Origin of the sequence: Brevundimonas sp., assembly GCF_024711105.1 — a bacterium.
Taxonomy (GTDB): Bacteria; Pseudomonadota; Alphaproteobacteria; order Caulobacterales; family Caulobacteraceae; genus Brevundimonas.
In genome coordinates, this window is the sequence record NZ_JANJTL010000127.1 from 1 (window position 1) to 24,527 (window position 24,527).

At 67.4% G+C, this 24,527-nt stretch carries 18 protein-coding genes; 11 read left to right on the plus strand and 7 right to left on the minus strand.

Annotated features, from left to right (window positions below; genetic code table 11):
- The 3 genes from Q0M60_RS09325 to Q0M60_RS09335 all read right to left on the minus strand — a co-directional run.
- A partial coding sequence (locus tag Q0M60_RS09325; RefSeq protein ID WP_366855771.1) for a hypothetical protein occupies positions 1–508 on the minus strand: 508 nt, incomplete at its 3' end.
- A complete protein-coding gene (locus tag Q0M60_RS09330; RefSeq protein WP_296818561.1) occupies positions 472–711 on the minus strand; it encodes a hypothetical protein in 240 nt (79 codons plus the stop codon). The genes Q0M60_RS09330 and Q0M60_RS09325, both read right to left, overlap by 37 nt.
- 7 nt (positions 712–718) lie before the next feature.
- Positions 719–1,954 (minus strand): cation:proton antiporter, encoded by a 1,236-nt coding sequence (locus tag Q0M60_RS09335; RefSeq protein ID WP_296818563.1) that lies wholly within the window; start codon positions 1,952–1,954, stop codon positions 719–721.
- A gap of 89 nt (positions 1,955–2,043) precedes the next feature.
- Here Q0M60_RS09335 and zwf point away from each other — a divergent pair, with 89 nt between their 5' ends.
- The 7 genes from zwf to Q0M60_RS09370 are packed head-to-tail and all read left to right on the plus strand — an operon-like array spanning position 2,044 to position 10,107.
- The gene (zwf, locus tag Q0M60_RS09340; protein ID WP_296818565.1) at positions 2,044–3,489 is read left to right on the plus strand and encodes a glucose-6-phosphate dehydrogenase; all 1,446 of its coding nucleotides are present in this window, start codon (positions 2,044–2,046) and stop codon (positions 3,487–3,489) included.
- Positions 3,482–4,192 (plus strand): 6-phosphogluconolactonase, encoded by a 711-nt coding sequence (pgl, locus tag Q0M60_RS09345; protein ID WP_296818567.1) that lies wholly within the window; start codon positions 3,482–3,484, stop codon positions 4,190–4,192. The genes zwf and pgl overlap by 8 nt, the downstream gene beginning before the upstream one ends.
- Positions 4,189–6,096 (plus strand): phosphogluconate dehydratase, encoded by a 1,908-nt coding sequence (edd, locus tag Q0M60_RS09350; protein ID WP_296818570.1) that lies wholly within the window; start codon positions 4,189–4,191, stop codon positions 6,094–6,096. Before pgl ends, edd begins: the two co-directional genes overlap by 4 nt.
- A 15-nt stretch (positions 6,097–6,111) precedes the next feature.
- The gene (gene glk, locus Q0M60_RS09355) at positions 6,112–7,089 is read left to right on the plus strand and encodes a glucokinase (protein ID WP_366855774.1); all 978 of its coding nucleotides are present in this window, start codon (positions 6,112–6,114) and stop codon (positions 7,087–7,089) included.
- On the plus strand, positions 7,086–7,700 hold the full coding sequence (gene eda, locus Q0M60_RS09360; protein ID WP_296818572.1) for a bifunctional 4-hydroxy-2-oxoglutarate aldolase/2-dehydro-3-deoxy-phosphogluconate aldolase: 615 nt from the start codon (positions 7,086–7,088) through the stop codon (positions 7,698–7,700). Before glk ends, eda begins: the two co-directional genes overlap by 4 nt.
- Before the next feature lie 59 nt (positions 7,701–7,759).
- Positions 7,760–9,070, plus strand: a complete 1,311-nt coding sequence (locus tag Q0M60_RS09365) for a sugar MFS transporter (protein WP_296818574.1) — start codon at positions 7,760–7,762, stop codon at positions 9,068–9,070.
- Between the two features lie 20 nt (positions 9,071–9,090).
- Positions 9,091–10,107 (plus strand): LacI family DNA-binding transcriptional regulator, encoded by a 1,017-nt coding sequence (locus tag Q0M60_RS09370; RefSeq protein ID WP_296818576.1) that lies wholly within the window; start codon positions 9,091–9,093, stop codon positions 10,105–10,107.
- Here the strand turns inward: Q0M60_RS09370 and Q0M60_RS09375 are convergent, their stop codons facing one another.
- Genes Q0M60_RS09375 through Q0M60_RS09385 form a run of 3 tightly spaced genes read right to left on the minus strand, consistent with a single transcriptional unit; the run spans position 10,108 to position 15,559 of the window.
- Positions 10,108–12,522, minus strand: coding sequence for a glucan 1,4-alpha-glucosidase (locus Q0M60_RS09375; RefSeq protein WP_296818578.1), 2,415 nt, complete (start codon positions 12,520–12,522; stop codon positions 10,108–10,110). It abuts the gene before it with no gap.
- Positions 12,519–13,475: an alpha/beta hydrolase-fold protein gene (locus tag Q0M60_RS09380; RefSeq protein WP_296818580.1), complete on the minus strand. Its 957-nt coding sequence runs from the start codon at positions 13,473–13,475 to the stop codon at positions 12,519–12,521. Before Q0M60_RS09380 ends, Q0M60_RS09375 begins: the two co-directional genes overlap by 4 nt.
- Entirely contained in the window at positions 13,472–15,559 is a 2,088-nt protein-coding gene (locus tag Q0M60_RS09385; protein ID WP_296818582.1) for a glycoside hydrolase family 97 protein, read from the minus strand. Before Q0M60_RS09385 ends, Q0M60_RS09380 begins: the two co-directional genes overlap by 4 nt.
- Positions 15,560–15,775: 216 nt before the next feature.
- On the opposite strand from Q0M60_RS09385, the gene Q0M60_RS09390 reads away from it, so the two are divergent.
- The 4 genes from Q0M60_RS09390 to Q0M60_RS09405 all read left to right on the plus strand — a co-directional run bounded on the left by Q0M60_RS09390 (position 15,776) and on the right by Q0M60_RS09405 (position 23,507).
- Complete coding sequence (locus tag Q0M60_RS09390) at positions 15,776–18,508, plus strand: TonB-dependent receptor (protein ID WP_296818583.1); 2,733 nt, start codon at positions 15,776–15,778, stop codon at positions 18,506–18,508.
- 90 nt (positions 18,509–18,598) lie between these two features.
- Positions 18,599–20,086, plus strand: a complete 1,488-nt coding sequence (locus Q0M60_RS09395; RefSeq protein ID WP_296818585.1) for a tryptophan halogenase family protein — start codon at positions 18,599–18,601, stop codon at positions 20,084–20,086.
- Positions 20,083–21,894 (plus strand): alpha-amylase family glycosyl hydrolase, encoded by a 1,812-nt coding sequence (locus Q0M60_RS09400; protein ID WP_296818587.1) that lies wholly within the window; start codon positions 20,083–20,085, stop codon positions 21,892–21,894. Before Q0M60_RS09395 ends, Q0M60_RS09400 begins: the two co-directional genes overlap by 4 nt.
- Positions 21,895–21,896: 2 nt before the next feature.
- Positions 21,897–23,507, plus strand: coding sequence for an alpha-amylase family glycosyl hydrolase (locus Q0M60_RS09405; protein WP_296818589.1), 1,611 nt, complete (start codon positions 21,897–21,899; stop codon positions 23,505–23,507).
- Here the strand turns inward: Q0M60_RS09405 and Q0M60_RS09410 are convergent.
- Complete coding sequence (locus Q0M60_RS09410; protein WP_296818591.1) at positions 23,504–24,514, minus strand: substrate-binding domain-containing protein; 1,011 nt, start codon at positions 24,512–24,514, stop codon at positions 23,504–23,506. The genes Q0M60_RS09405 and Q0M60_RS09410 overlap by 4 nt on opposite strands.
- Between the last annotated feature and the right edge of the window lie 13 nt (positions 24,515–24,527).

Sequence of the window (24,527 nt, forward strand, 5' to 3'; positions counted from 1 at the left end):
CCACCCACCCACCGGCTCCATCGCCCGCGCCCACGCACCGCGCGCCCCGCCCAACCCCCGTACCCACCCCCTCGAGCTCGCCCCCCCCCACGACGCCGGCGGCCATCGACAGTAACAGGACGTTCATGGCGGCGTAGGCCAGAACGTCGGGCCGCGGAATTCGCGAGGTCAGGGCCTCGCGCCCGGTCACCGCGTCGGCCACGGCCAGCACCACCAGTTGGAAGGCGACCCCGCCCAAAAGGTTGTTGACCGCCAGCTGCGGCCCGGAGAACAACGCCGCCGTCGTCGAGGTCGCGATCTCAGGCAGCGACGTGACCCCGCCCAGCACGACGAGTCCGACCACGGCCCCACCCAGCCCGGTCGCGGTTGCGAGGCGGTCCGCGTAGCGGGCCAGCCGGGTCCCGGCATGCCACACCGCCGCCGCTGCCAGCGAGAACAGAACCAGGGAGGGGCCAAGGCCACCCTCGCCGTTCAGCCATCCGAGAATTTCGTCCAGCGCGCCGTCCACCGCCGGAAAGCCTGCGGGCCCGACGAATGTTCCGACTGTCCTGGGGCCGCGCGGGCTGAAACCTTGGCGGTCGAAACGGGTTGGAGGTCCATGCCGTAGGCGATGACCTGGTCGCCGGCGGGCGTCTCCATGAAGTGGTCATCTTCGCTCATGAGGGCCAGATAGTACCGTCCTGCCCGATAGGCCACTGGCGCGCCTTTCATGACGCTCTCAGCGGTTGTGGTGCGTCGCGGTGACGAGATTGAAGACCGGCGTCGCCATCAGGGTGGTCACGATCGCCATGACCACCAGGATCGAAAAGACTTCGGGTCCGATTATGCCGTGGGCCAGGCCGATGTTGATGATGATCAGCTCCATGAGGCCGCGGGCATTCATCAGGGCGCCGACGCCGGCGGCCGTGCGGTTGTCCTGCCCCGAGAGCCGGGCGGCGGCCCAGCAGGCGAGCCCCTTGGCGGCGATCGAGCCCAGCACAATCACGACGGCGACCGCGGCCAGGCTCACGGTGTTGACCAGCGTCAGCTGCGTGTTGAGGCCCGAGAAGGTGAAGAACATGGGGAGCAGGAGAACCACGACGAAGGGTTCCAGCTGACGCCGGAGTTCGTCGGCCAACAGGCCGCGGGGGATGGCGATACCCAGCACGAAGCCGCCGAAGACCGCGTGGACGCCGACGGCGTCCATCGCCCAAGCGCTGAGCATGTAGAGCATCAGGACGAGGGCCAGCATGCCGAGGTCGACCTCGCCGCGCCGTTCCGCATGATCGCCCAGCCTCTGGAGAAGGCGCGGCGCGATCAGGAGCATGAACGCCGCGAACAGACCCCCGCCGATGATCGCCTTTAGTGCGACCTCTGGGCCTGCGCCGAAACTGGCAAGTACGATCGCCAGCACGCACCAGGCGACCACGTCGTCGATCGCGCCGGCGGCCAGGGCGAGAGACCCGAGCGGGGTGCCGGCAAGGCCTCGCTCGTGGATGATCCGGGCCAGCATCGGAAAGGCCGTGATCGAGATGGCGGCCCCCATGAACAGGGTCGCCTGCCACAGCACGATGCCCTCACCGAACAGGCCGAGGCCAAGCAGCCAAGGGGTGACCGCGACGGCCACGGCGAAAGGAGCCGCCATGCCGGCGATGGAGACCGACGCCGCGCTGGCCGCGTTCATGCGGAAATGATCCCGTCGGAAGGTCAGGCCGACCAGGAACATGTAAAGACCCACCCCGAACTGGGCGCCCACGAACAGCGTTGGCCTCAGATCCTCCGGAAACAGCGTCGCCTGCAGGTCGGGAACCAGCAACCCCAGGAGCGACGGTCCCAGGATCACGCCGGCGATCATCTCGCCGACGACCTGCGGCTGGCCGAGGAACCTCTTCGCCAGGCCGCCAACGACGCGGCAGGCGGCTACGGTCACCGCCATCTGCAGGAAGAAGGCGATGCTCAGCTCGGCGTTCGACATGGGTCCCCTCCCGGCCGCGGATTTGCCTCCGCTTCACCTTGGACAGCGCTACATAACAGGGTATGACAGCGCTGTCATTGGGAGGCGCCATGAGAGATCTCGTCCTCTTCGGCGGCGGCGGAGACCTGTCGCTGCGCATGCTCCTGCCGTCCCTGTTCTGGCTTGAGCGGGACGGCCTGCTGCCGGACGACCTGAGCATCTGGGCCATCTCGCGCCGGGAAGAGGAACGGGCCGTCTTCCTGGATCGCATCCGCAAGGCGATCGGCCAGGCGGCGACAGAAGGAGACGCCTTCGAGCGAATGACCTCGCGCCTGACCTATCTGGCGCTGGACGCCACGTCCGCTGCAGGCCTCAAGCCGCTGGCCGACCAGATTCCGGCGGTGTCGCAGCCCATCTATTTCCTCGCCGTCTCGCCCACCCTGTATGCGTCGATCGCCGAGGCCCTGAAAGCGGCGGGGCTGGCGCGCTCCAACAGCCGCATCCTCCTGGAGAAGCCGGTCGGCCGGGATCTGGAGACGTTCCGCGAGATCGACGACGCCGTGGGCCGGGCCTTCGACGAGAGCCAGGTGTTCCGGATCGACCACTCTCTCGGCAAGGAGACGGTCCAGAATCTGATCGCACTGCGCTTCGGCAACACCGTGTTCGAGCCGCTGTGGAACAGCCAGAACATCGACCACGTCCAGATAACCGTCGGGGAGACGGTCGGCGTCGGCGACCGGTGGCCGTACTACGACGAGTACGGAGCGCTCCGCGACATGCTGCAGAACCACATGCTTCAGTTGCTGTGCCTGGTAGCGATGGAGCCGCCCAGTGACCTGGAGCCGGACTCGGTGCGCAACGAGAAGGTCAAGGTGCTGCGCTCCCTGCGTCCCATCACGCCGGAGGAGGCGGAACGCTCGACGGTGCGGGGTCAGTATGTCGCCGGCATCAGCGATGGGGATATCGCGAGTGGTTACCTGCAGGAGCGGGGCGGGCCGTCTGACACCGAGACCTTCGTCGCCATCCGGGCGGACATCGACAACTGGCGCTGGGCGGGCGTGCCCTTCTTCCTTCGCACCGGAAAGCGGCTGGCGGAGAAGCGCACCGAGATCGTGATCCAGTTCAAGCCGGTGCCGCATTCCATCTTCGACCACGGGCGTGGGGACCTGCAGGCCAATCGGCTGGTTATCGAGCTGCAGCCCGAGGAAGACATTTCGTTGACCGTGATGAACAAGCAGCCCGGCCTCGACAGGCAGATGCAGCTCCAGCCGATCCGGATGTCGCTGTCCTGGGGCCAAGGCGACCAGCAGGCGCGTCAGCCGCGGCGACGGATCGCCTATGAGCGCCTGTTGCTCGACGCCTTGAGCGGCGATTCCACCTTGTTCGTGCGCCGGGACGAGGCCGAGCAAGCCTGGAAGTGGGTCGACGAGGTTTCGGAGGCCTGGGCCAACGCCCGCCTCAAGCCACGGACCTATGTCGCCGGGAGCTGGGGCCCGTCCGAGGCGGACATGCTGCTGGCCCGGAGCGGGCGGCGTTGGAACATAGGCCATGACTGACATCCAGGTCCTGCCGAGCCGGCATGCCTGGGCGGAGATCGGCGCCCAACTTCTGGCCGAGGCGCTGCAAGCCGGCCTGAACGAGCGGGGTCGCGCAGCGATCGCTGGTGCGGGCGGATCGACGCCGTCGCCGATCTACGAGCGCCTGTCTCGATCGTCACTGGACTGGCCGCGCGTGACTGTGACCCTGGTGGATGAGCGTTGGGTGCCGGAGAATGATCCCGCGTCGAACGCAGCCCTGCTGCGTCGGACGCTGCTCAAAGGGGCGGCCGCCGAGGCGGAGTTCGTCGGCCTCGCCCAGGGCGCGCCCACGGTCGACCGCTCGGCGCTGCTCGCCGCTCGCCTGCTGGACGGTCGCGTGGAACAGTTGGACGCCATCCTGCTGGGCATGGGCGAGGACGGCCACATCTGCTCGATGTTTCCGGGCAGCCCTACTCTGAAGTCGCTGCTCGACCCATCGGCCGGAAGGACGGTGCTGGGCGTGCCGCCGGGGCGCGATGGCTCGGCGCCTCCTCAGGAGCGTCTGTCCCTGAACCTCGCCTGGCTGAGGGAAGCGCGGCGCGTGGTCCTCGCCCTCTCCGGCGCCCCCAAGCGCGCGGTCTTCGACCGAGAAGCCGGCGGCGATCCCGAGGCTCAGCCCGTCGCGGCTCTGATCGCATCGGCGCCTGGACTGCACGTGATCTGGACGGAGGCGGCGCAATGACCTCACTCAATCCCGTCGTGGCGCGCGTCACGGACCGAATTCGCGAACGCAGCAGGGAGACGCGCGCGGACTATCTGCGCCGGATGGACGCTGCGTCGGCTGAGGAGCCCGGGCGCGCGAAGCTGAGCTGCGCGAACTGGGCCCACGCCTTCGCCGGCAGTCCGGTCCAGGACAAGCTAAGGGCTATGGGCGGCCGGGATCCGAATATCGGGATCGTGACGGCCTACAACGACATGCTGTCTGCGCACCAGCCGTTCGAGCGGTTCCCGGCTGTGATCCGGCAAGCGGTGCGCGACGTGGGAGCGACCGCCCAGGTCGCGGGCGGCACGCCGGCCATGTGCGACGGGGTGACCCAAGGCCGTCCGGGCATGGAGCTGAGCCTGTTCAGCCGTGACCTGATCGCCATGTCGACTGGCATCGCCCTGACGCATGACGCCTTCGACGCCGCTGTGATGCTGGGTGTCTGTGACAAGATCGTGCCCGGGCTGTTCATGGGCGCGCTGGCGTTCGGCCACTTGCCCGTGGTGTTCGCACCGGCCGGCCCGATGCCCTCAGGCATACCGAACGCCGAAAAGGCGCGGGTGCGGGCGCTCTACGCCCAGGGGCTGATCGATCGGCAGGCCCTGCTCGAGAGCGAGGTGGCGTCCTACCATTCGCCGGGGACCTGCACCTTCTACGGCACGGCCAACTCAAATCAGATGATGATGGAGGTCGCCGGCCTGCACATGCCGTCCACCGCATTCGTCCATCCGGAAAGCGGCCTGCGCGACGCCTTGACGGCGGCCGCCGCGAAGCAGGCGGTCTGGCTGGCCCGGGAAGGCCGGGGCACCATGGCGCGGGTGGTGGACGAGCGGACCATCGTGAACATGATCACGGCCCTGCTGGCGACGGGGGGCTCGACCAACCACGCGATTCATTTGATCGCTATGGCCCGGGCGGCCGGGGTGATCATCGACTGGACAGACATGGATGACCTGTCGTCGGCGACGCCGCTCCTGGCCCGGGTCTATCCGAACGGTTCGGCGGACGTGAACGCCTTCCAGGCTGCGGGCGGACCGGCCTTCATCACACGCGAGCTTGTGGCCAGCGGCAATCTGCACGCCGATGTCGAGACGGTGATGGGGCACGGGCTCGAGGCCTATTTCCGGGAACCGAGCCTGGTCGACGGCGAACTGGTCTGGCGTGACGGCGTCGCCGAAAGCCTCGACCGGGACATCTTGCGACCCGCCCACGATCCATTTCAGAAAGACGGCGGCCTGCGGCTGGTGCAGGGCGATCTCGGCCGGGCGGTAATCAAGGTCTCGGCGGTCAAGCCCGAGAACCGCGTCATCGAGGCGCCCGCGGCCGTCTTCGAAAGCCAGGAAGCGGCGCTGGAGGCCTTCAAGGCGGGCAAGCTGGACCGCGACGTGATTGTCGTCCTCCGCTTCCAGGGGCCGCGCGCCAACGGCATGCCGGAACTGCACAGCCTGTCGCCCGCGCTTTCGGTGCTTCAGGACAGGGGCTTCAAGGTGGCCTTCGTGACCGACGGCCGAATGTCGGGAGCCTCAGGCCGGACGCCGGCGGCGATCCATGTCTCGCCGGAGGCCCTGGCCGGCGGTCCGTTGGCCCATGTGCGGGACGGTGACGTCATCCGGCTGGACGCGGAGCGCGGGGTCCTGACGACGATCGGCGCCGGCGATATCTCAGCACGGCCGTCGAGCCTGAGAAGCGACGCCCACGCCGAGGGCTCCTCCTGGGGCTATGGGCGCGAACTTTTCGCCATGTTCCGCCATTCCGTCTCGACCGCGGAGGAGGGGGCGTCAGTCTGTTTCGGTCCGCTCTCGACCGCGGTTGGCGCCGGTGACCAGCCGCGCGCGGACGGTCCGCCGAACCCGAATATTGTCGACCGCGCCGTCGACGCCTGACGCGAGGGAGAGTCCATGACCATGAAGGACGGCACGCTCGCGCTGGTTGGCGACGTCGGAGGCACCAACGCCCGCTTCGCGCTCGCGGCCTGGAGCGACGGCCGGTTCGCCCTGGCTCAGCAGAAGAGTTTTCCGGCCGAGACGCACCCGACCTTCCTCGGGGCCGTGCGCGACTACCTCGAGGCGCAGGCTGTTCGTCCGGACTATGCGGTGCTCGCCGTCGCCGGACCCGTCAGGAACGGAGAAATCGACCTGACCAACTCGCCGTGGCGCGTGTCGGAGAGCGAGCTGGAATCGCTCGGTCTGATGCAGGCTCGCCTCATCAACGACTTCGAAGCCCTGGCCTGGGGCGCCCCCGGCGTCTCGGAGGCCCACCTGGCCTCGCTCGGCGGGCCGGATGCAGGCGACCCGAACTGCACCGTCGCCGTGCTTGGACCTGGAACCGGTTTCGGGGTCTCGGCGCTGGTTCGTGACGGACGCGGCGGCGAAATCGCCATGCCGGGCGAGGGCGGGCACGTCTGCTTCGCGCCCGGCGACCCGATCGAGGACGAGATCCTGCGCATCCTCCGCCGGCGCTATGACCGGGTCTCGATCGAACGCCTGATCTGCGGTCCGGGTCTGTTGAACATGCACCGGGCCCTGGCGGAGATCGAAGGCCGCGAGACTTCGGCGGACGATCCCGCCGAGATCACTCGGCAGGCGCTGGAGGACTGGCGTAGCCCCTGTGGGGCCACCCTCGCGCGCTTCTGCGCCATCCTCGGAGCGGTGTCGGGTGACGTGGCCCTGACCACTGGCGCGCGCGGCGGGGTCTATATCGCCGGCGGTATCGCACCGCGGATCCTGGACTTCCTGAAGGCCAGCCCCTTCCGCGAAAGGTTCGAGCGCAAGGGCCGGTTCGCGGATTACATGAAGGCCATTCCCACGAAGGTCATTCTCGACAAGCACGCCGCGCTGCTGGGCGCGGCGCGGGCCCTCGAAAGGATCACGACATGATCGAGCTGATGCAGCGCGCCATTGTCATCCCTGTGCTGACGATCGAACGCGTCGGTGACGCGGCCCCGTTGGCGAGAGCCCTGGCGGCGGGGGGGCTGAGCGTCCTGGAGGTGACCCTGCGCACCCCGGCGGCGCTCGAGGCGATCACCGCCATTGCGGCGGACGTCCCCGAGGCGGTCGTCGGGTCGGGAACCTGCCTGACCGCAGCTGACGTGGAACGCTCCGCCAAAGCGGGCGCCAAATTCGCCGTCAGTCCCGGCCTCACCCCGGACATCCTGGCTGCCGACGCGATACCTTTGCTGCCCGGCGTCGCCACCGCCTCTGAACTGATGGCGGGACTTCAGGCCGGACTATCCACGTTCAAGTTTTTCCCGGCGGTCCCGGCCGGCGGGACGGCCATGCTGAAGGCCTGGGCGGGCCCGTTCGCGGATGCGCGGTTCTGTCCGACCGGAGGCATCGACGTCGCCACGGCGCCGGAGTTCCTGGCCCTGCCGAACGTCCTCTGCGTCGGCGGCGGCTGGGTGGCTCCGAAGCCGCTGATCGATGCGGGCGACTGGGCGGGGATAACCCGGCTGGCGAGGTCTGCCGCGGCCCTTGCTCAGCGCCGTTGACAGCGCTGTCAACGCTGGTAGCGTCGCCGAAACCCGCTAGTCGGGATCGGGGGGGCATCATGGAAATCGCAGGCGGCGGCGCGCAGGGTCATGCCAGGGGCGGAGGGGTGCGGCTGCTCGTTCCGCTGGTCGTGGCGCTCTTCTTCGCGTGGGGATTTGCGACGGTCCTGATCGACGCGCTTGTTCCCAAGCTGCGCGGCCTGTTCCAGCTCACCTACCTCGAAGCGGCGCTGACGCAGTCGTGCTTCTTTGCGGCCTATTTCATCGTGTCCCTGCCGGCCGCGGCCCTGTTGAGCCGCATCGGTTATCTGAAATCTGTGGTCGTCGGCCTGATCGTCATGGCGTTCGGCTGCCTGCTGTTCGCTCCCGCGGCCCAGATCGGCGTCTATGCGACGTTCCTGGTGGCCCTGTTCATCATGGCTTCGGGGATCACCCTGCTGCAGGTGGCTGCCAATCCGCTGATGGCGCTCCTGGGCAGACCCGAGACCTCGCACAGCCGGCTCACCTTCGCTCAGTTCTTCAACTCGCTCGCGACCTTTGTCGGCCCGTTCGTAGGCGCGGCCTTCATCCTGCGCGAGGCGGGCGAGACGCCGGATCCCGCGACGCTTTCCCCCGAGCAACTCGCGGCCTTCCGCCTGGAGGGCGCGCAACACGTCCAAGGTCCTTTCCTTGCCATCGCAACAGGCCTGATCCTGATGGCGGTGCTGTTCTGGCTCCTGCGCAAGAAGGCCACGCTGCCGGAAGCGCAACGGGCGCCGGGGTTGGGCGAGACGTTCTCCCTGCTCAAGCGGCCGCGTCTCGCCTTCGCCGTGGTTTCGATCTTCGTCTACGTGGGCGCGGAGGTGGCCATCGGCAGTTTCCTGACCAACTACCTGGCTCAACCGCGCGTGCTCGGCCTGTCGCTGGACGAGGCGCACAAGCTGATCGCCTACTACTGGGGCGGCGCCATGGTCGGCCGTTTCATCGGAGGCTTCGTGCTTGGCCGGGTCGCGCCCGGCAAGGTCCTCGCTTTCTGCGCGGTCATGGCGGGCGGTCTCGCCCTCGTGTCGGCGATGACTTCGGGCCCGGTCGCGGCCTGGACGCTGATCGCGGTGGGCCTGTTCAACTCCATCATGTTCCCGACCATCTTCACGCTCGGCATCGAGGGCATGGAAGAGAAGACGCCCCAGGCGTCGGGCCTCATCTGCATGGCCATCGTCGGCGGCGCCGTCATCCCGCCGCTTACGGGTTGGGTGGCCGACCATGTCGGCCTGGCGCTGTCGCTGATCGTGCCGGCGGTTTGCTATCTGTGGATTGCGTTCTATGGATGGTCCGCGCGTCGGGCGGCTGCGGAGGCTGAGGCTCCGGTCGCCCCGCCCACGGGCGCATGATTTCGGATTAAGGACACGCCGTGGGCGTCGCCACGATCAACGACGTCGCCCGGCTGGCCGGCGTGTCGATCAAGACAGTCTCCCGGGTCATGAACCGCGAGCCGAACGTTCGCGAGGAGACGCGCGCCAAGGTCCTGTCAGTGGCCGAGTCTCTGCAGTACCGCCCCAGCCAGTCGGCCCGAAGCCTGGCGGGTTCACGATCCTTCCTGATCGGACTGCTGTTCGACAACCCCAGCGCGGCCTATGTGACGGACGTCCAGCTGGGGGCGGCGGCGCGCTGTCGCGCCAGCGGGCGCCACCTCGTCATCGAACCGGTCGACACCGCCGCGCCCGATCTCCCGAAGCTGGTGCGCGAGACCTGCCGCGCCCTGCGTCTCGACGGTGTGATCCTCACCCCGCCGGTGTGCGACGACGCGCGCGTGCTGGACGTGCTGGAGCAGATGGGCGTGCCGTATGTCCGGCTGGCGCCGAATCGCGACCCCGACCGGTCGCCGCGCGTGACCATGGACGACCGTGCGGCCGCGGCTGAGATGACCCGCAAGCTGATCGCGCTGGGGCACACGGACATCGGCTTCGTCATCGGCCACCCCGACCACGGCGCAAGCGAACTGCGCCGCCAGGGCTTCGTCGATGCGATGCGCGAGGCCGGACTGGAGACCAGGCCAGACCGCATGATCCAGGGGCGTTTCTCGTTCCGATCGGGCTTCGACGCGGGCGAGGCGTTGCTGGGACAGGGCCGGCCGACCGCCGTCTTCGCGTCCAACGACGACATGGCCCTGGGGGTCATGGCGGCGGCCCGGCAGCTGGGACTGGATGTTCCGCGCGACCTGTCCATCGCGGGCTTCGACGACACGCCGGCCGCCCAGTCTGTGTGGCCTCCGCTGACGACCGTGGCGCAACCGATCGGCGCCATGGCCGCGGCGGCCGCGGACATGATTATCGACGGCGAGGCCGCTCATCCCCACACGGGCGCGCCGCCCAGCCGCGAGCTTGGCTTCACCTTGCGGATGCGGGGCTCGACGGTCGAGCCCGCCTGATCAGCGCGAGCCGTACCGCGCCCGCACCGGTGCGTAGCCATCCCACACCTCGCCGTCGGCCAGCGAGCGCAGCAGCTTGACGTATTCCGCGTGCGACCAGGCCAACGGCGTCGCCGACTGGGTTCCCTCGCCACGCTGGTAGCCGTGAGGCGGCGCCACGCCGACCCCGTCCCAGACCTGTTCCGAGATCAGCAGGCCGTCGTTGGCGAACAGTTCCATGGCTCGCACATAGCGACTGCGGATCGCGGCCCGTTCCGTCTCGGTGAAGACGCCGTCGAGCAGGGCGAGCGCCAGTTGGTAATGCCCGCGTTCACCAGTGAAGATCGGCCAGACCCGTCCTCGCTGGCCGGGGCGCATCTGGTCGCCAGCGCCATAGTTCGACCCGCTGGCGGTGTCCTCGCCATAGCCGTCGACGCCATAGCGGCGCCAGCCGGGGAAACGGCCCTCCACGCCTGCCCAGGTGAAGTCGTAGCGAATGCGGGTGAGGTCAGGGCGATCGACTCCGTCCACTTCCGCGAGGGACTCCAACACATGCGGGTCGTCGGCCCGACGCACACCGTAGCGCACCAGCTCAAGGAAGCCCGCGTCAATCATTGCGTCCTCGGCGACCGTGTCCTGGCCGTTGCGGCTCTCGACGCGCGAATGGTTATTCGGATCCTCGTCGGTATTGATACGCAGGTAATACCGACCGTCGCCGACCGAGCCCTCGGTGGTGAACATCAGGGCCTCGATCTGGGTCTCATAGCGGTCGGCCGTCTCCCGGTACTGGGACGCGGCCTCCGTGTCGCCTACACGATCAGCCAGTTCGGCGGCCGCGATTAGCCCGGTGATGACGGCGGCGGTCGTCGAGGGCGAATGGCCGCCCTGCTCCTCCCAACGCTCCTGCTGGGTGAAGGGCGGGCGAATGGTGTTGGTGTTCCAATCGATATCCACGTCGCCGCCGGCGACCAGGAAATTGGCGGCCGGGCGGAGCATGTTGTCCCACCTGGCGTGCAGGCTCTCGTCGTCCAGCCAGCCGAACTGCGACAGGCGATAGGCCAGCATGATCGGCATGGCCGTCTGATCGAGCTGCACCGCGACCCACTCCGGCGTGCCGTCAACCTCGGACTTCTGTAGGAACCACCCGGTCGCGCCGCCGCGATAACCAGGCGTGGACGCCGAGACCTGCACGCGCGGCAAGTAGCGGAACGCAGCCAGCGGCGTTTCCCGGTCGCCCAGCGCCGCGAGCGCCATGGCGCATTGGTAGAAGTCGCGCGGCCAGACCGCCTTGTAGCCAGTCGCGGGCCGATCCGCCGATGCGGTGTCTCCCCATGGATTGGACAGGGACGCGATGAGGGCGCCGGCGTAGGTGCGGTCTTCCTGGACCTTCAGGGCGAGCGCGGACGCATATAGTAGTCGGCCCCCGTCTTCGGCCTGGCGCGACAGGCGCGGCAGCTGGTCGAGGGAAGCCAGATAGTCCTCCCATCCAGTGCGATCGCCCTCTCCGTTGTAGCGGGCGAGGGCTTCGTCATAGCCGGTCGAGAGCGAGCCGCTGGCGGCGGCTCGGCTGGCGTCCTCCGTCGCGCCGAAGCCGATCGCGAGGTCGTAGGTCGTCTCACTCGACGTGGTTTCCAGCTGGGCGCTGAGCATGAGCGGGCCGCGGTTGGCTCCGGTCGTGGCGTAACCCTCGCTGAGGACGCCGTCTCTCAGATCGGCGAGGCTTTCGGCGTCAGCGAGCCAGTTGACTGAAGCGCGTTCGAAAGGACGCGAGGGAGCCAAGGTCAGATGAACGCCTCCTTCATCCGCGTTCAGGCCCACTGTCGAGGCGGACCCGGCGTCGTTGACTCCGGTGTTGGCCATGTGTGGTTCGAGAAGCAGGAAGGGCGTGACCTCGTCGCCGCCCAGCGAACGCACGGTGACCCGCAGCACCAGAGACTGGCGGTCCGGGTCGGTGAAAACCCGCTTTTCAATCTCGACCCGCCCCTCAGGATCGCGCGTGACGATGCGATACGCCGGGGAGAGCGGCCGCCCCTCGGAGTCGGTGTGGAGGTACTCCGTCGTCGCAGTCGTGCCGTCGCCCTCCACGACCAGCCCCGACGCGGTGCGCACCGCAATTCGCATGCGGCGGATCTGCGCCTCGTGCACCAGGCCGTACATCGTTTCCGTAAGGACCCCGTCGGCGACGGAGAACCAGACACGGGACACCGCGCCGGTCGGCCCCCCGTCGCGGTATTCGCCATCGACGTAGGCCTCGTAGGATGCGCCGACCGCGGTCTTGGCCGCATAGGCCCACCGTGTGACGGGCTGGTCGCCCGCGGCGGGCGCGACGCCTGACGGGATGGGCGGCGGATCCAGGTTCAGCAAGGCGCGCGCGCTGGCGCAGCCGCTCAGCAGGGCCGCCGAACATCCGAGGAGGAGGAAGGCTCGCAGGCTCATGATTGGGCTCCTTGGCGGGCGCCGAGCAGGAAGATCAGAGGGACGTCCAGGCGCTGGTTCCATGCCCCCTCGTTGTGCTCCGCGCCGGGAAAAACGAGGCTGGTGAAGCGCTCCGGCCCCCATCCGGCTTGACGGACCGTGGAATCGATGCGGTCCTGGAAGAAGGCGTAGAACTGATCAAGCGTCTCGTCCCCGCGATCAAAATAGAGGCGGTGGTCGGACCCGGCGGGCAGACCTTCGCGCACCACGCGCGTCCACGTCTCGACCAGCGTCTCCCGGAAGGCTTCGAGCCCCGAAGCGTCCAGCCCCTCGATGCGCAGGGGCCAGTGGGTCGAGAGGCAGGCCGCGGCTGAAAACACCTCCGGGTGTTTCATCATAGCGTAGAGCGAAATGAGCCCCCCCATGCTGGAACCCGAGATCACCGTGTCGTCACGGCCGGGCAGGGTGAGGAAGCTCGCGTCCACCCGCGGCTTCAGCTCCTCGACAAGGAAGCGGAGGTAGCCGTCCGAGAGCGGCTCGCCGCCGTAAAGGGCGCGGAGCTCGGAACGGGTCGCCGCCGGCAAGGCGCGAATGAGATCTGCCGGAACGTACTCCTGGCGACGAAGCGGGGTGTTCCAGACGCCGACCACGATAGGCGCGCGCACCTCACCCTTGTCGATGAGGCGGACCAGGTGCTCATCCACGCCCCACTCTCCGAACGGGGCCCGGCTGGGGTCAAAGAGATTCTGGCCGTCGTGCATGTAGAGGACGGGATGCCGGGCGTCGCCGACGCCGTAGCCTGGCGGCAGCCAGACGGTCACGTTGCGCGGCTGCACATGGGCGGACTCCACCCCCATCCAGTCGATGACCGTCCCGCCGGCGACCACGGCGGCTGTAAGATCCTGCGACCTCGCCGCGGCCGCTAGAAACGGCGTGGTCAGGGCCGCGCCCAGGAGAGTTCTGCGGCCGATCATTGGTCGGCTCCGACCGGCGTGAAGCGGATAGCCTGACCGCCCCCGGGGGCCAGGGCGAGCGTCATCCGGTCGGAGGCTGTCACCACGCGTTCTTCGATGATGATGTCCTCGCGCACGCCCTCCCAACTCGCCGAGGGCCCGTCGCGATAGATCTGGGCGCGATAGCTGACGCCGGGCCGCAGGAAATCGAGCGCGATCTCAAGATTGCGGCCATTCTCGTCCGTGACGGCCCCGAGGTACCAGTCGTCCGACCGTCGGTCCCGGCGGACCACCGTGACGAAGTCGCCGACCTCGCCGTTCAGGACACGTGTCTCGTGCCAGTCGGTCGGGACATCGAGGATGAACTGGAACGGGCCGGGGTTGGCCTCATAGTTCTCCAGCAGGTCCGCCGCCATCTGGATAGGGCTGTAGATCACGACATAGAGCGCCAATTGCTTGGCCCAGGTGGATGCTACGCCTCCGGGCGAGCGGGTTTCCATGCCGAAGATACCGGGCGTGAAGTCCATGGGGCCGGCCATGAGGCGCGTGAAAAACAGGTTGGCCTCGTGCTCGGGCGGGTTCGCCGGGTTGCCCCAGGCGTTGTATTCCATGCCCCGCGCGCCCTCGCGGCTGATGATGTTAGGCCAGGTCCGCCTCAGACCCGTGTCCTTCAGAGGCTCGTGGGCGTTGATGGCGATGTGGTGACGGGCGGCGGCCTCGATTACGCGCTGGTGGTGCAGCACCATGTCCTGTCCTTCATGCCAGGCGAACAGGATTTCTCCGTCGGGGCCCCTGACGCGCGCTTGCCCCGCGTCGGCGACGTACCCCGTCTTCACCACCGCTACTCCCAGCCGGGCGTAGAGGTCGAAGGCCGCTTCCATCTGCTCTTCGTAGTGCGCGGCGTTGCCTCCCGTCTCGTGATGCCCGATCAGACGCACGCCCTGCTGCCTTGCATACGCCGCGAGGCCTTCGAGATCGAAGTCAGGGTAGGGGCGTGTAAAGTCCATGTCCTGGCCGTTCCCGAACCAGTCGCCGTCCCAGCCGACGTTCCATCCTTCGACCAGCACCCCCGCGAAATCATGCTCCGCCGCGAAGTCGATATAGCGGCGCGTTGGATCGGTGGTGGCGCCGTGATGGGGTCCCGACCCCCAGGTGTGGGTCCCGAGGTGCATCTGCCACCAGATGCCGATGTACCTCCCCGGCTCGATCCAGGACACGTCTCCGAGTTGGTTTGGCTCGTTCAGGTTCAGGATCAGGTCCGCTGACTGGTAGAGGGCGGCCGCGGTGGGGGCGATCTGGATCGTCCGCCAAGGCGTGACGAAGGGCGTTTCGACCACCACGGCGGCTTCGCCCGCCCCCGGCGTCAGATCGGCCCGGAAGCGCAGCCCCTCAGCGCGCGCAAGGTTCATCGCCGAGTAGTTGACGAGCGCGGCCTCGTGAAAGGCCAGATGGAGACCATCGCTAAACCGCACGGTCATCGGCGTCTGGGCTGTGCCGACCTGATCGATGCGTGTTGTGTTGTAGAGATACTCCTCGCGGTTCCATTCGTAGGCCGGGATCCACCAGGCCGTGCCTTCCTCGGCGATCGCGAATTCCGTCAGTTCCTGAGCGATCCGGACCGTCTGCAGCTCATCCTGCCTCGGGACTTCGTAGCGGAAGCCGAGCCCATCATCGTAGACGCGGAACACGACGTCGAACCGTCGCGCTAGAGGGCCGCGCTCCAGGAGTTGGACGCGCAGCTCCGAAAAGCTGTTGTCGACAAATCGATTCTCGCCCCAGGGCTGCTCCCAGACCTCGGAATGGGTGCGAGTTGTGGTTCCCGCGATTTCCAATCCGCGTTCGAGCTTGGGAGCGTCGACAAGCAGGAAACCCAGGCGAGACGGCGAGATGATCCGTCGCCCCGCCCTGGAAACCTCGTAGAACACGCGTCCGTCGCGGTCGCGGGACACCTCGACCACGACCTCGCCAGACGGCGAGGAAACCCGCGCCTGCGCCAGGGCGTCGGATGGGAGGGTGCTCAGGAGCGCGGCCGCCACCCCCGCAGCCATCACCGCGGCGGTGCGCCCTCGGCCCACCGCCTCCCATATGTTTGCAAACTTTTGCATAAAATTTGTCAAAAGAGTGCTCCCACGATTTTTTCATTTTTATCCGCGCCGCTGCGCGGGCGACAGGGTATGACAACGCTGTCTTTCGGAGGGCTGCAAGCGCTTTTTTGCCTCGGGTGTGACAAAAATGTGGTTGTTTGGCCCCCAAAACTTGCATTAGTTTGCAAATGTCGAGCGACGGTCAACGAACAAGGGCCGCGCAATGGGAGGCACCCTATGTTCATCCGAACCAACCGGTTCCGCGCGAGTCTTCTCTGCGGCGCGGCGACGTCCCTCGCGCTCGTGGCTGTCGCACAGCCGGCGCTGGCGCAGGACACGCCGCCAGACGACGAGACCACGGTGGAGGAACTCGTCATCACGGGCATCCGCGCCGGCCTCGAGAACTCGATCTCGGTCAAGCGCGAGGAAAGCTCGATCGTCGAGGTCGTGTCGGCTGAGGACATCGGGCGGCTTCCCGACGTTTCCATCGCCGAATCCATCGCGCGTCTGCCGGGCATCACGGCCCAGCGCCTGAACGGCCGCGCCCAGGTCATCAGCGTCCGCGGCCTCAGCCCGGACTTCACCACCGCGCTCCTCAATGGTCGTGAACAGGTCACTGCCGGTGACGCCCGCGGCGTCGAGTTCGACCAGTATCCGTCGGAACTGCTCAGCGGCGTCGTGATCTACAAGACGCCGGACGCCTCGCTGATCGGCCAGGGTCTGGCCGGCACCGCCGACCTCCGCACGATCCGGCCGCTGGAGTTTGGCCGCAGGGCTCTGGCCCTCGGCGCGCGGTACGAGTGGAACGACATCGGCGCGCTGAACGCGGGCACCGATGAGGACGGCTACCGCTACAACATTTCCTTCGTGGACCAGTTCTTCGACGACCGTGTCGGCGTCGCGCTGGGCTATGCGTCCATGAGCTCGCCCTATCAGGCCGAGCGTTTCAACGCCTGGGGCTATCCGACGGTCGGCGGCCATCCGGCCGATCCCGACCCGGTCGTCATCGGCGGCGCCAAGCCCTACGTGCAGTCCAGCCTGCTGGAGCGCGACGGTTACTTCGCCACGTTTGAGTTCCGTCCCAACGAGCAGGTCCGCTCCACCGTCGACGCCTTTTACTCGGAGTTCGCCTTCGAGGAGGTTCTTAGGGGCATCGAGCTGCCGCTGTACTGGTCGTCGGCTACGCTTCAGCCCGGCTCGGTCGCTCAGAACGGCCTCGTCGTTCAGGGCCAGTTCAACGGGGTGAAGGGCGTCGTCCGCAACGACGTCAACACCCGGGACTCCGAACTGTTCGCGATCGGCTGGAACACCCAGTTCACGATCAATGACTTCTGGTCCGCCGAGCTGGACCTCAGCCACTCGTCCATCAGCCGCGAAGACGTCATCCTCGAGACCTACTCGGGCACCGGCCGCGCCGGTTTCGGCGCCACGGACAACATGGGCTTCACGACCGGTCCTTCGGGCACCCGGTTCACGTCGACCCTGAACTACGCCGACTTCAACACCATCCGCCTGACCAGCCCGCAGGGCTGGGGCGGCGACGTCATCCCTGGCGGTCAGGCCGGCTACTTCAACAGCCCGTCCATCGAGGACGAGCTGAACGCCATCCGCCTGAGCGCCGAACGCTACATCGGCGGGACCTGGCTCGACTCGATCGAGTTCGGGGTCAACTACACCGACCGCGAGAAGTCCCTGACAGCGAATGAATGGTTCCTGGGCCTCAGCGCCTCGGACGTGGTGGTGCCCGAGTCGGCCCGGCGCGGGATCACGTCTCTGGACTTCCTCGGCATCCCCGGGATGATCAGCTATGACCCCTTCGCGCTCCTCAGCGCGGGCGTCTACACGCTTGTCCGCAATCCGAACGGGGACGTGGCGGCCAAGAACTGGAACGTCGAAGAGACGGTCACGACCTTCTACACCCAGTTCAACATCGACATGCCGCTGTCCGGCACCCAGGGTGTCACCGGCAATTTCGGCGTGCAGGTCGTCCAGACTGAGCAAGCCTCCCAGGGCTTCGCCGCGACGGGCTCGGGCGCCACGACCATCTCGGTGCCGGTCGACGAGTCTCACGACTACGTCGAGGTTCTGCCGAGCCTCAACCTGACCGTGGCTCTCTCGGATCAGGACTTCCTGCGCCTGGGCGCCGCCCGCACCCTGGCTCGCCCCCGCCTCGACGACATGCGAGCCAGCTTCACGTACAACTACGATGAGTCCCGGCGCCTTTCGAGCAATCTGGACTTCTCGCCCTGGAGCGGCGGCGGCGGCAACCCGTTCCTTGAGCCGTGGATCGCCCGGTCGTTCGACATCGCCTACGAGCACTACTTCGGCGGTCGCGGCTACATCTCGATCGCGGCCTACTACAAGGATCTCGAGACCTACATCTACAACCAGCGCAGACTGGCGGACTTCACCGGCTTCCCCGTCGGCCCCGCCGGCGAGCCGCTCCTGCGCCAAGGTTTCGTGAGCAACCCGGCCAATGGCGAAGGCGGCTCGATCGCCGGCGTCGAAGTGGCCTTCAACGCGCCTTTGGACATCTTCCACCCGGCGCTCGACGGCTTCGGGGTGTTCATGAGCGCCTCGATGACCGACAGCCAGATCGAGCCGAACGGCCCCGGAAGCGGTTTCACCCCGCTGCCCGGCCTGTCGGAAGAGGTCATCAACACCACGCTCTACTATGAGCGGAACGGCCTCCAGGCGCGGATATCGAGCCGTTATCGCTCCGACTTCCTGGGTGAGGTGGCGGTGTTCGCCAACGGCAGGGGTCTCCGGATGGTCGACGCCGAGAACGTCATCGACGCCCAGCTCGGCTACACCTTCGATATCGGCCCACTGAGCGGTCTCGGCGTGACCCTGCAGGTCAACAACCTGACCGACGAAGAGTTCTCGACCTACCAGGACTCCGAGGATCGGGTCATCGACTACCAGCGCTACGGGCGCACCTTCCTGCTGGGTGTGAACTGGCGTTACTAAAGTCCTGAGCGACTCAACGCCCCGGGCGGACCTCGCCCGGGGCTCTTTTTTTCTCAGGGGTCCGCTCTGCGGATCGAATGCGGAGGAGCTATGCCGGGCCCCGTGCGCCGAGTCGTGATCGTTGGAGGCGGCGCCGCAGGGTGGATGGCCGCATCCGCGCTCGCCAAGGTGTTCGGTTCGCTGATCCGGATCGAGCTCGTCGAGTCCGACGAAATCGGAATCGTCGGCGTAGGCGAGGCGACAATCCCCCAGATCAAGCTGTTCAACGGCCTGCTCGGGCTTGACGAAAAGGACTTCCTCAGGCGCACGCAGGGGACCATCAAGCTCGGCATCCAGTTCGTGGACTGGAAGCGCAGGGGCCATAGCTACCTGCACGCCTTCGGGCAATTTGGCCGCAACGTCGGCGGCCTGTCCTTCCATCAGTACTGGCTAAAAGCTCGCAAGAGCGAGCAGGCCGAGGATCTCTGGGCCTATTCCCTCAACGCCGAGGCGGCAGAGCGCGGGCTGTTCGGCCATGGCGCTGACCTCGCCTATGCGTATCACTTCGACGCCGGGCTCTACGCCCGCTTCCTGCGCGACTACGCCGAAGCGCTCGGCGTGGTTCGCACCGAGGGCAAGGTCGCGGACGTCCTCCGGCGCCCCGACACCGGCGACATCGCCGCCATCCGGATGGAACGCGGCGGCGAGATCGCGGGGGACCTTTTCATCGACTGCACGGGCTTTCGCGGCCTGCTGATCGAGCAGACGCTCGAGACCGGTTACGACGACTGGTCGGAGTGGCTGCCCTGTGACCGGGCCATGGCCGTCCCAAGCCAAAACGTGGGGTCGCCTCACCCCTACACCCGTTCGACGGCGCGGGACGCCGGCTGGCAGTGGCGCATCCCGCTGCAGCACCGCACGGGCAACGGCTATGTGTACTGCAGCCGCTTCATTTCCGACGACGAGGCGGTGTCCACGCTCAAGACGCACGTGGAGGGAGAGCTCCTCGCCGAGCCGCGACCGCTGCGTTTCGTGACGGGCGTTCGCCGCAAGCTCTGGAACCGCAACTGCGTCGCGCTGGGGCTGGCCTCGGGCTTCATGGAGCCGCTGGAGTCGACCAGCATCCACCTCATCCAGGCGGACGTCGACAAGCTGATCCGATTCTTCCCGACCGAGGGGATCCAGGCCGCCGACGTCGCCGAGTTCAATCGCCAGAGCAGGGCGGAGTTCGAAGCCGTGCGCGATTTCCTGGTGCTGCACTATGCTCAGGTGGAGCGCGATGACACGCCATTCTGGCGGCATTGCCGCACCGAAATTCGCAGACCCGACAGCCTGCTGGAAAAGCAGGCCCTGTTCGCCGCCAACGGCCGCATCCGTCAGGACGAGTTCGACCTCTTCACCGAATCCAGCTGGCTCCAGGTCCTGTACGGACAGGGCCTCTCGCCCGCGGGCTATGATCGCCTGGCCGACCGGCTGTCGGACTCCCAGCTCGCCCAGCTCATGGGTGATACGCGGCGCATGGTCAAAGGAGCCGCCGACGCCATGACCACGCACAAGTCGTTCCTAGCCGCCCTCGCGCCTTCGGAGGTGTCCACATGACCAGGCTGAAGAAGATGATGCTGGCGGGCGCCGCCGCAGTGCTGGCGCTCATTCCCGCCGTCGCGCCCGCCTCGGCGCAGGAGGCGCTGCGCCTCCGGCCTGTCGAGGACGAGGTGATCTACTTCGTGCTGCCCGACCGTTTCGAAAACGGCAGCACCGAAAACGATGAGGGCGGGCTGACAGGCGATCGGCTGACGACGGGCTTCGATCCCACCCACAAGGGATTCTACCACGGCGGCGACCTGCAAGGCCTCATTCAGCGGCTGGACTACATTCAAAGCCTGGGCGCGACCGCGATCTGGCTCGGTCCCATCTACCGGAACCGGCCGGTGCAGGGCCCGCCCGGCCAGGAGTCCGCCGGTTATCACGGCTACTGGATCACCGATTTCCTGGACGTCGACCCCCACTTCGGCACGCAGGAGGACCTGCGCGCTTTCGTCGACGCCGCGCACGCGCGGGGGATGCGCGTCTATCTGGACATCATCACCAACCACACTGCCGACGTGATCACCTACCCGGAGTGCCCGAGCGGCTGCAACTACCGCTCGGTCGCTGACTACCCCTACAGCCGCAGCGTCGACGGCGAGCCGATCAATGACGGCTTCCTGGGCGACCAGGTCCGGACGGCGGAGAACTTCGCGCGCCTGACCGATCCGAGCTGGGCCTACACGCCGACGATTCCCGCGGGGATGGAGGACGTCAAGAATCCGGCCTGGCTGAACGACCCGATCTACTATCACAACCGGGGCAACTCGGCCTGGTGGGGCGAGAGCACCACCTACGGCGACTTCGCCGGGCTGGACGACCTGATGACCGAAAACCCGCGGGTCGTCGACGGCTTCATCGACATCTTCGGCTGGTGGATCGACGAGTTCGGCATCGACGGCTTCCGAATAGACACGGCCAAGCACGTGAATCCGGAGTTCTGGCAGGCCTTCGTGCCGGCGATGCAGGCCAGGGCGGCCGCGCGCGGCATTCCGAACTTCTACGTCTTCGGAGAGGTCTACGACCTGGAAGCCGCCGGGCTTGCCCGACAGACGAGGATCGCGGGACTGCCTTATGTGCTGGACTTCGCCTTCCAGGAGACTACGGCGGATGTGATCGCGCGCGGCGAAGCGACCGAGCGGCTGGCGCGTCTGTTCGATATGGACGTGCTCTACGAGGGCGGCGCCGAGCAGGCCATGCGCATGCCGACCTTCCTCGGTAACCACGACATGGGCCGGTTCGCCCGCTTCGTTCGCGAAGGCCGGCCTGAGGCCTCCGAAGACGAGGTGCTGAACCGGGTGATCCTGGCCCACGCCTTGATGATGTTCGCCCGCGGCGTGCCGGTGATCTACTACGGGGATGAACAGGGCTTCGTCGGGGACGGAAACGACCAGGACGCGCGCGAGGACATGTTCCCCAGCCGGGTCGCCTCCTACAATGACAATCGACTGGTCGGTTCAGACGCCACCACCGCCGAGGCGAACTTTGGAACGGAGGGGCCCCTGTTTGAGGCCCTCGCCGCCATGGCCCGAATCCGGGCGGCCGACGCCCGCCTGCGCAGCGGGCGGATGATCGTTCGCGACTACGTTCAGGGACCGGGCGTCTTCGCCTTTTCCAGGGTGGACGAAGACGGCGGGGAGACGCTGGTTGTGCTCAATACGTCCAGTGAAGCCCTCCGCCGAAATGTGCGCGTGAACGAATCTTCATTGGCTTGGACCTCGGTTCATGGGCAATGCCCCGCACAGGCGTCCGCGCCGGGCAGCGTGGCCGTCGAACTGGCGCCCCTGTCCTACGTTGTCTGCGCGACCCCCGTCGGAGGCTGAACTTGATCGTCGAGCGCGCCCGCGTCCAACCTGTCACAGCGGCCGCCGAATGGTGGCGTGGCGCGGTCATCTATCAGATCTATCCACGCTCGTTCCTCGACACCAACGGGGACGGCGTCGGTGATCTGCAGGGCGTGATCGAGCGCCTCGACTACGTAGCCTCCCTCGGCGTGGACGCTGTCTGGCTGTCGCCCTTCTTCAAGTCGCCGATGAAGGACTTCGGGTACGATATTTCCGACTACCGGGCGGTCGATCCGATCTTCGGGGACATGGCCCAATTCGACCGGCTGCTTGAGCGGGCGCATGAGCTGGGTCTCAAGGTCCTCATCGACCAGGTCTACTCCCACACCTCGGACCAGCACGCCTGGTTCGTGGAGAGCCGGGCCGATCGCGCGGGCGCGAAGGCGGACTGGTACGTATGGGCGGATCCGAAAGAGGACGGGTCACCGCCCTCCAACTGGCAGTCCGTGTTCGGAGGACCGGCCTGGACGTGGGACGCGCGGCGCAAGCAGTATTACCTGCACAACTTCCTGCCGTCCCAGCCGGACCTCAATCTGCACAATCCGGCCGTGCAGGAGGCCATCCTCGACACGACGCGGTTCTGGCTGGAGCGGGGGGTGGACGGCTTCCGCCTGGACGCCGTGAACTTCATGATGCACGACCCGTCGCTCAGGGATAATCCGCCCGCCATCGACGGCGGCAAGCGCGGTCGGCCCTTCGACTACCAACAGCACCTGTTCAACAAGTCTCACCCGGACATCGTGCGCATGCTGCACCGCCTGCAGTCGGTGGTCAGCGAGTACGGAGGCCGTTTCACCCTCGCGGAGATCGGTGGCGAGCTCGCGGATCGGGAGATGAAGGCGTACACGGCCGGCCCGGAAGGTCTCGACAGCGCCTACGCCTTCAGCTTCCTGTATGCCGAGCGGCTCACTCCCGAACTTCTGCGTTCGGCGCTCCGCGCCTGGACGGGCGCCGAGGGGGAAGGGTGGCCGAGTTGGGCCCTGTCAAATCACGACGCCCCCCGCGCCGCGTCGCGGTGGGCCAGTCCTGAAGACTGTGCCGCGACCGCCAAGCTCAATCTGCTGCTTCTGACGGCGATACGGGGCAATCCGATCATCTATCAGGGCGAGGAACTGGGGCTGCCTCAGGCCGACCTGCCGCTGTCCGCCCTGAAGGACCCCGAGGCCATCGCCAACTGGCCCGAGACCCTCGGCCGGGACGGCGCGCGCACGCCCATGCCGTGGCGCGCCGACGATCCCACCGGAGGATTCACCGCCGGGGAGCCTTGGCTGCCCTGCCCGCCCGAACACCGGAAGCTGGCGGTCGAGCGCCAGGAAGGCGAGGCGACCTCGGCGCTCAACCTGACCCGGCGCCTGCTGGCGCTGCGGAGTTCGGAAGCGGCGCTGCGGCTCGGGTCCCTGCACCTCCGGGAGTCCCACGAGCCTGTGGTCGTGTTCGAACGCTCTCATCAGGGTCGCACCCTGATCTGCGCCATCAACCTGGGGGCCGGCGAGGCCTCAACACCGCCGCTCGGGCGGATCCTGGCTTCGGTCAACGGCGGTTCGGCCGAGCGGCTGCCTTATCGGGGAGGCGTGATCGCAGAAGCGCCCTAGGCGCCGCAGCTTTCGCGCACGATCAGGTCGGTCGGCAGGCGTTCCGAGCGGGCTCCGCCAGGCGCCGAGTCCAGGAGCTTTGAAACGAGCAGTCGGCCGGCCTTGGCCGCGTCCTGCGCGATGGTCGAAAGCGCGGGGGTCGCGTATCGCGCGAACGAGACGTCATCGTATCCGATCACCGAAACATCCTGCGGAACGCGTATCCCGTTCCGGTCCAGGGCCCGGATGGCGCCCAGGGCGATCAGGTCCGAGGCCGCGACAAGACCGTCGAAGGCCACGCCTTTGTGGAACAGGGCGTCCACGGCGCTCTCGGCGGACTCTACCTCGAAGTGCGCTGGTTGGATGAGGTCCTCATCGGCAGGCAGGCCGACCGAAGCCAAAGCCTCCAGATAGCCGCGGTGGCGCTGCATCGCCTCCGGCGCCTCCGTGTCGCCCAGAAACACGATGCGCTTTCGCCCCAGCCGGGCCAGATGCAGCGTCGCCCGCCGTCCCCCCATCAGGTTGTCGCTGCCGACAGAGCAATAGTCCTGGGCAGGCAGTTCTGCGCCCCAGACGACGAACCGGGGATCGATGGCCGTGAGACGGTTGAAGGCCTGGTGGAGCGAACTCTGACCCAGAAAAATGACGCCCTCGGCCCGGCTGGTGTTCATGGCCGCCGCGAGGTCGTCGAAGCTGGTCGGCGCAAAATGGCTGACCATAACATCGCAGTCGCGTTCGCGCGCCGCTTCGCCGACACCAGCCAGCAGCTCAAGGAAAAAGGGGTCGGACAAACGGCCGTCGCGGCCCTGAGGGGTAGGCGCCACCACGCAGATCGTCGCGTCCGCTCCGATCGGGCCCGCGGGCATGTAGTGGCGGAAGGGATATTCGTGCTCGCGCGCGAGTTTCCAGATGGCCTGCTTGGTGCGCGCGCTGACGGCCGGATGGTCGTTCAGCGCGCGCGAAACCGTCGAAACCGACACTCCGGCCAAGGTGGCCAGATCCTCCAGACGGGTCAGTTTGTGGCTCAAGTCGGCTCCCGTC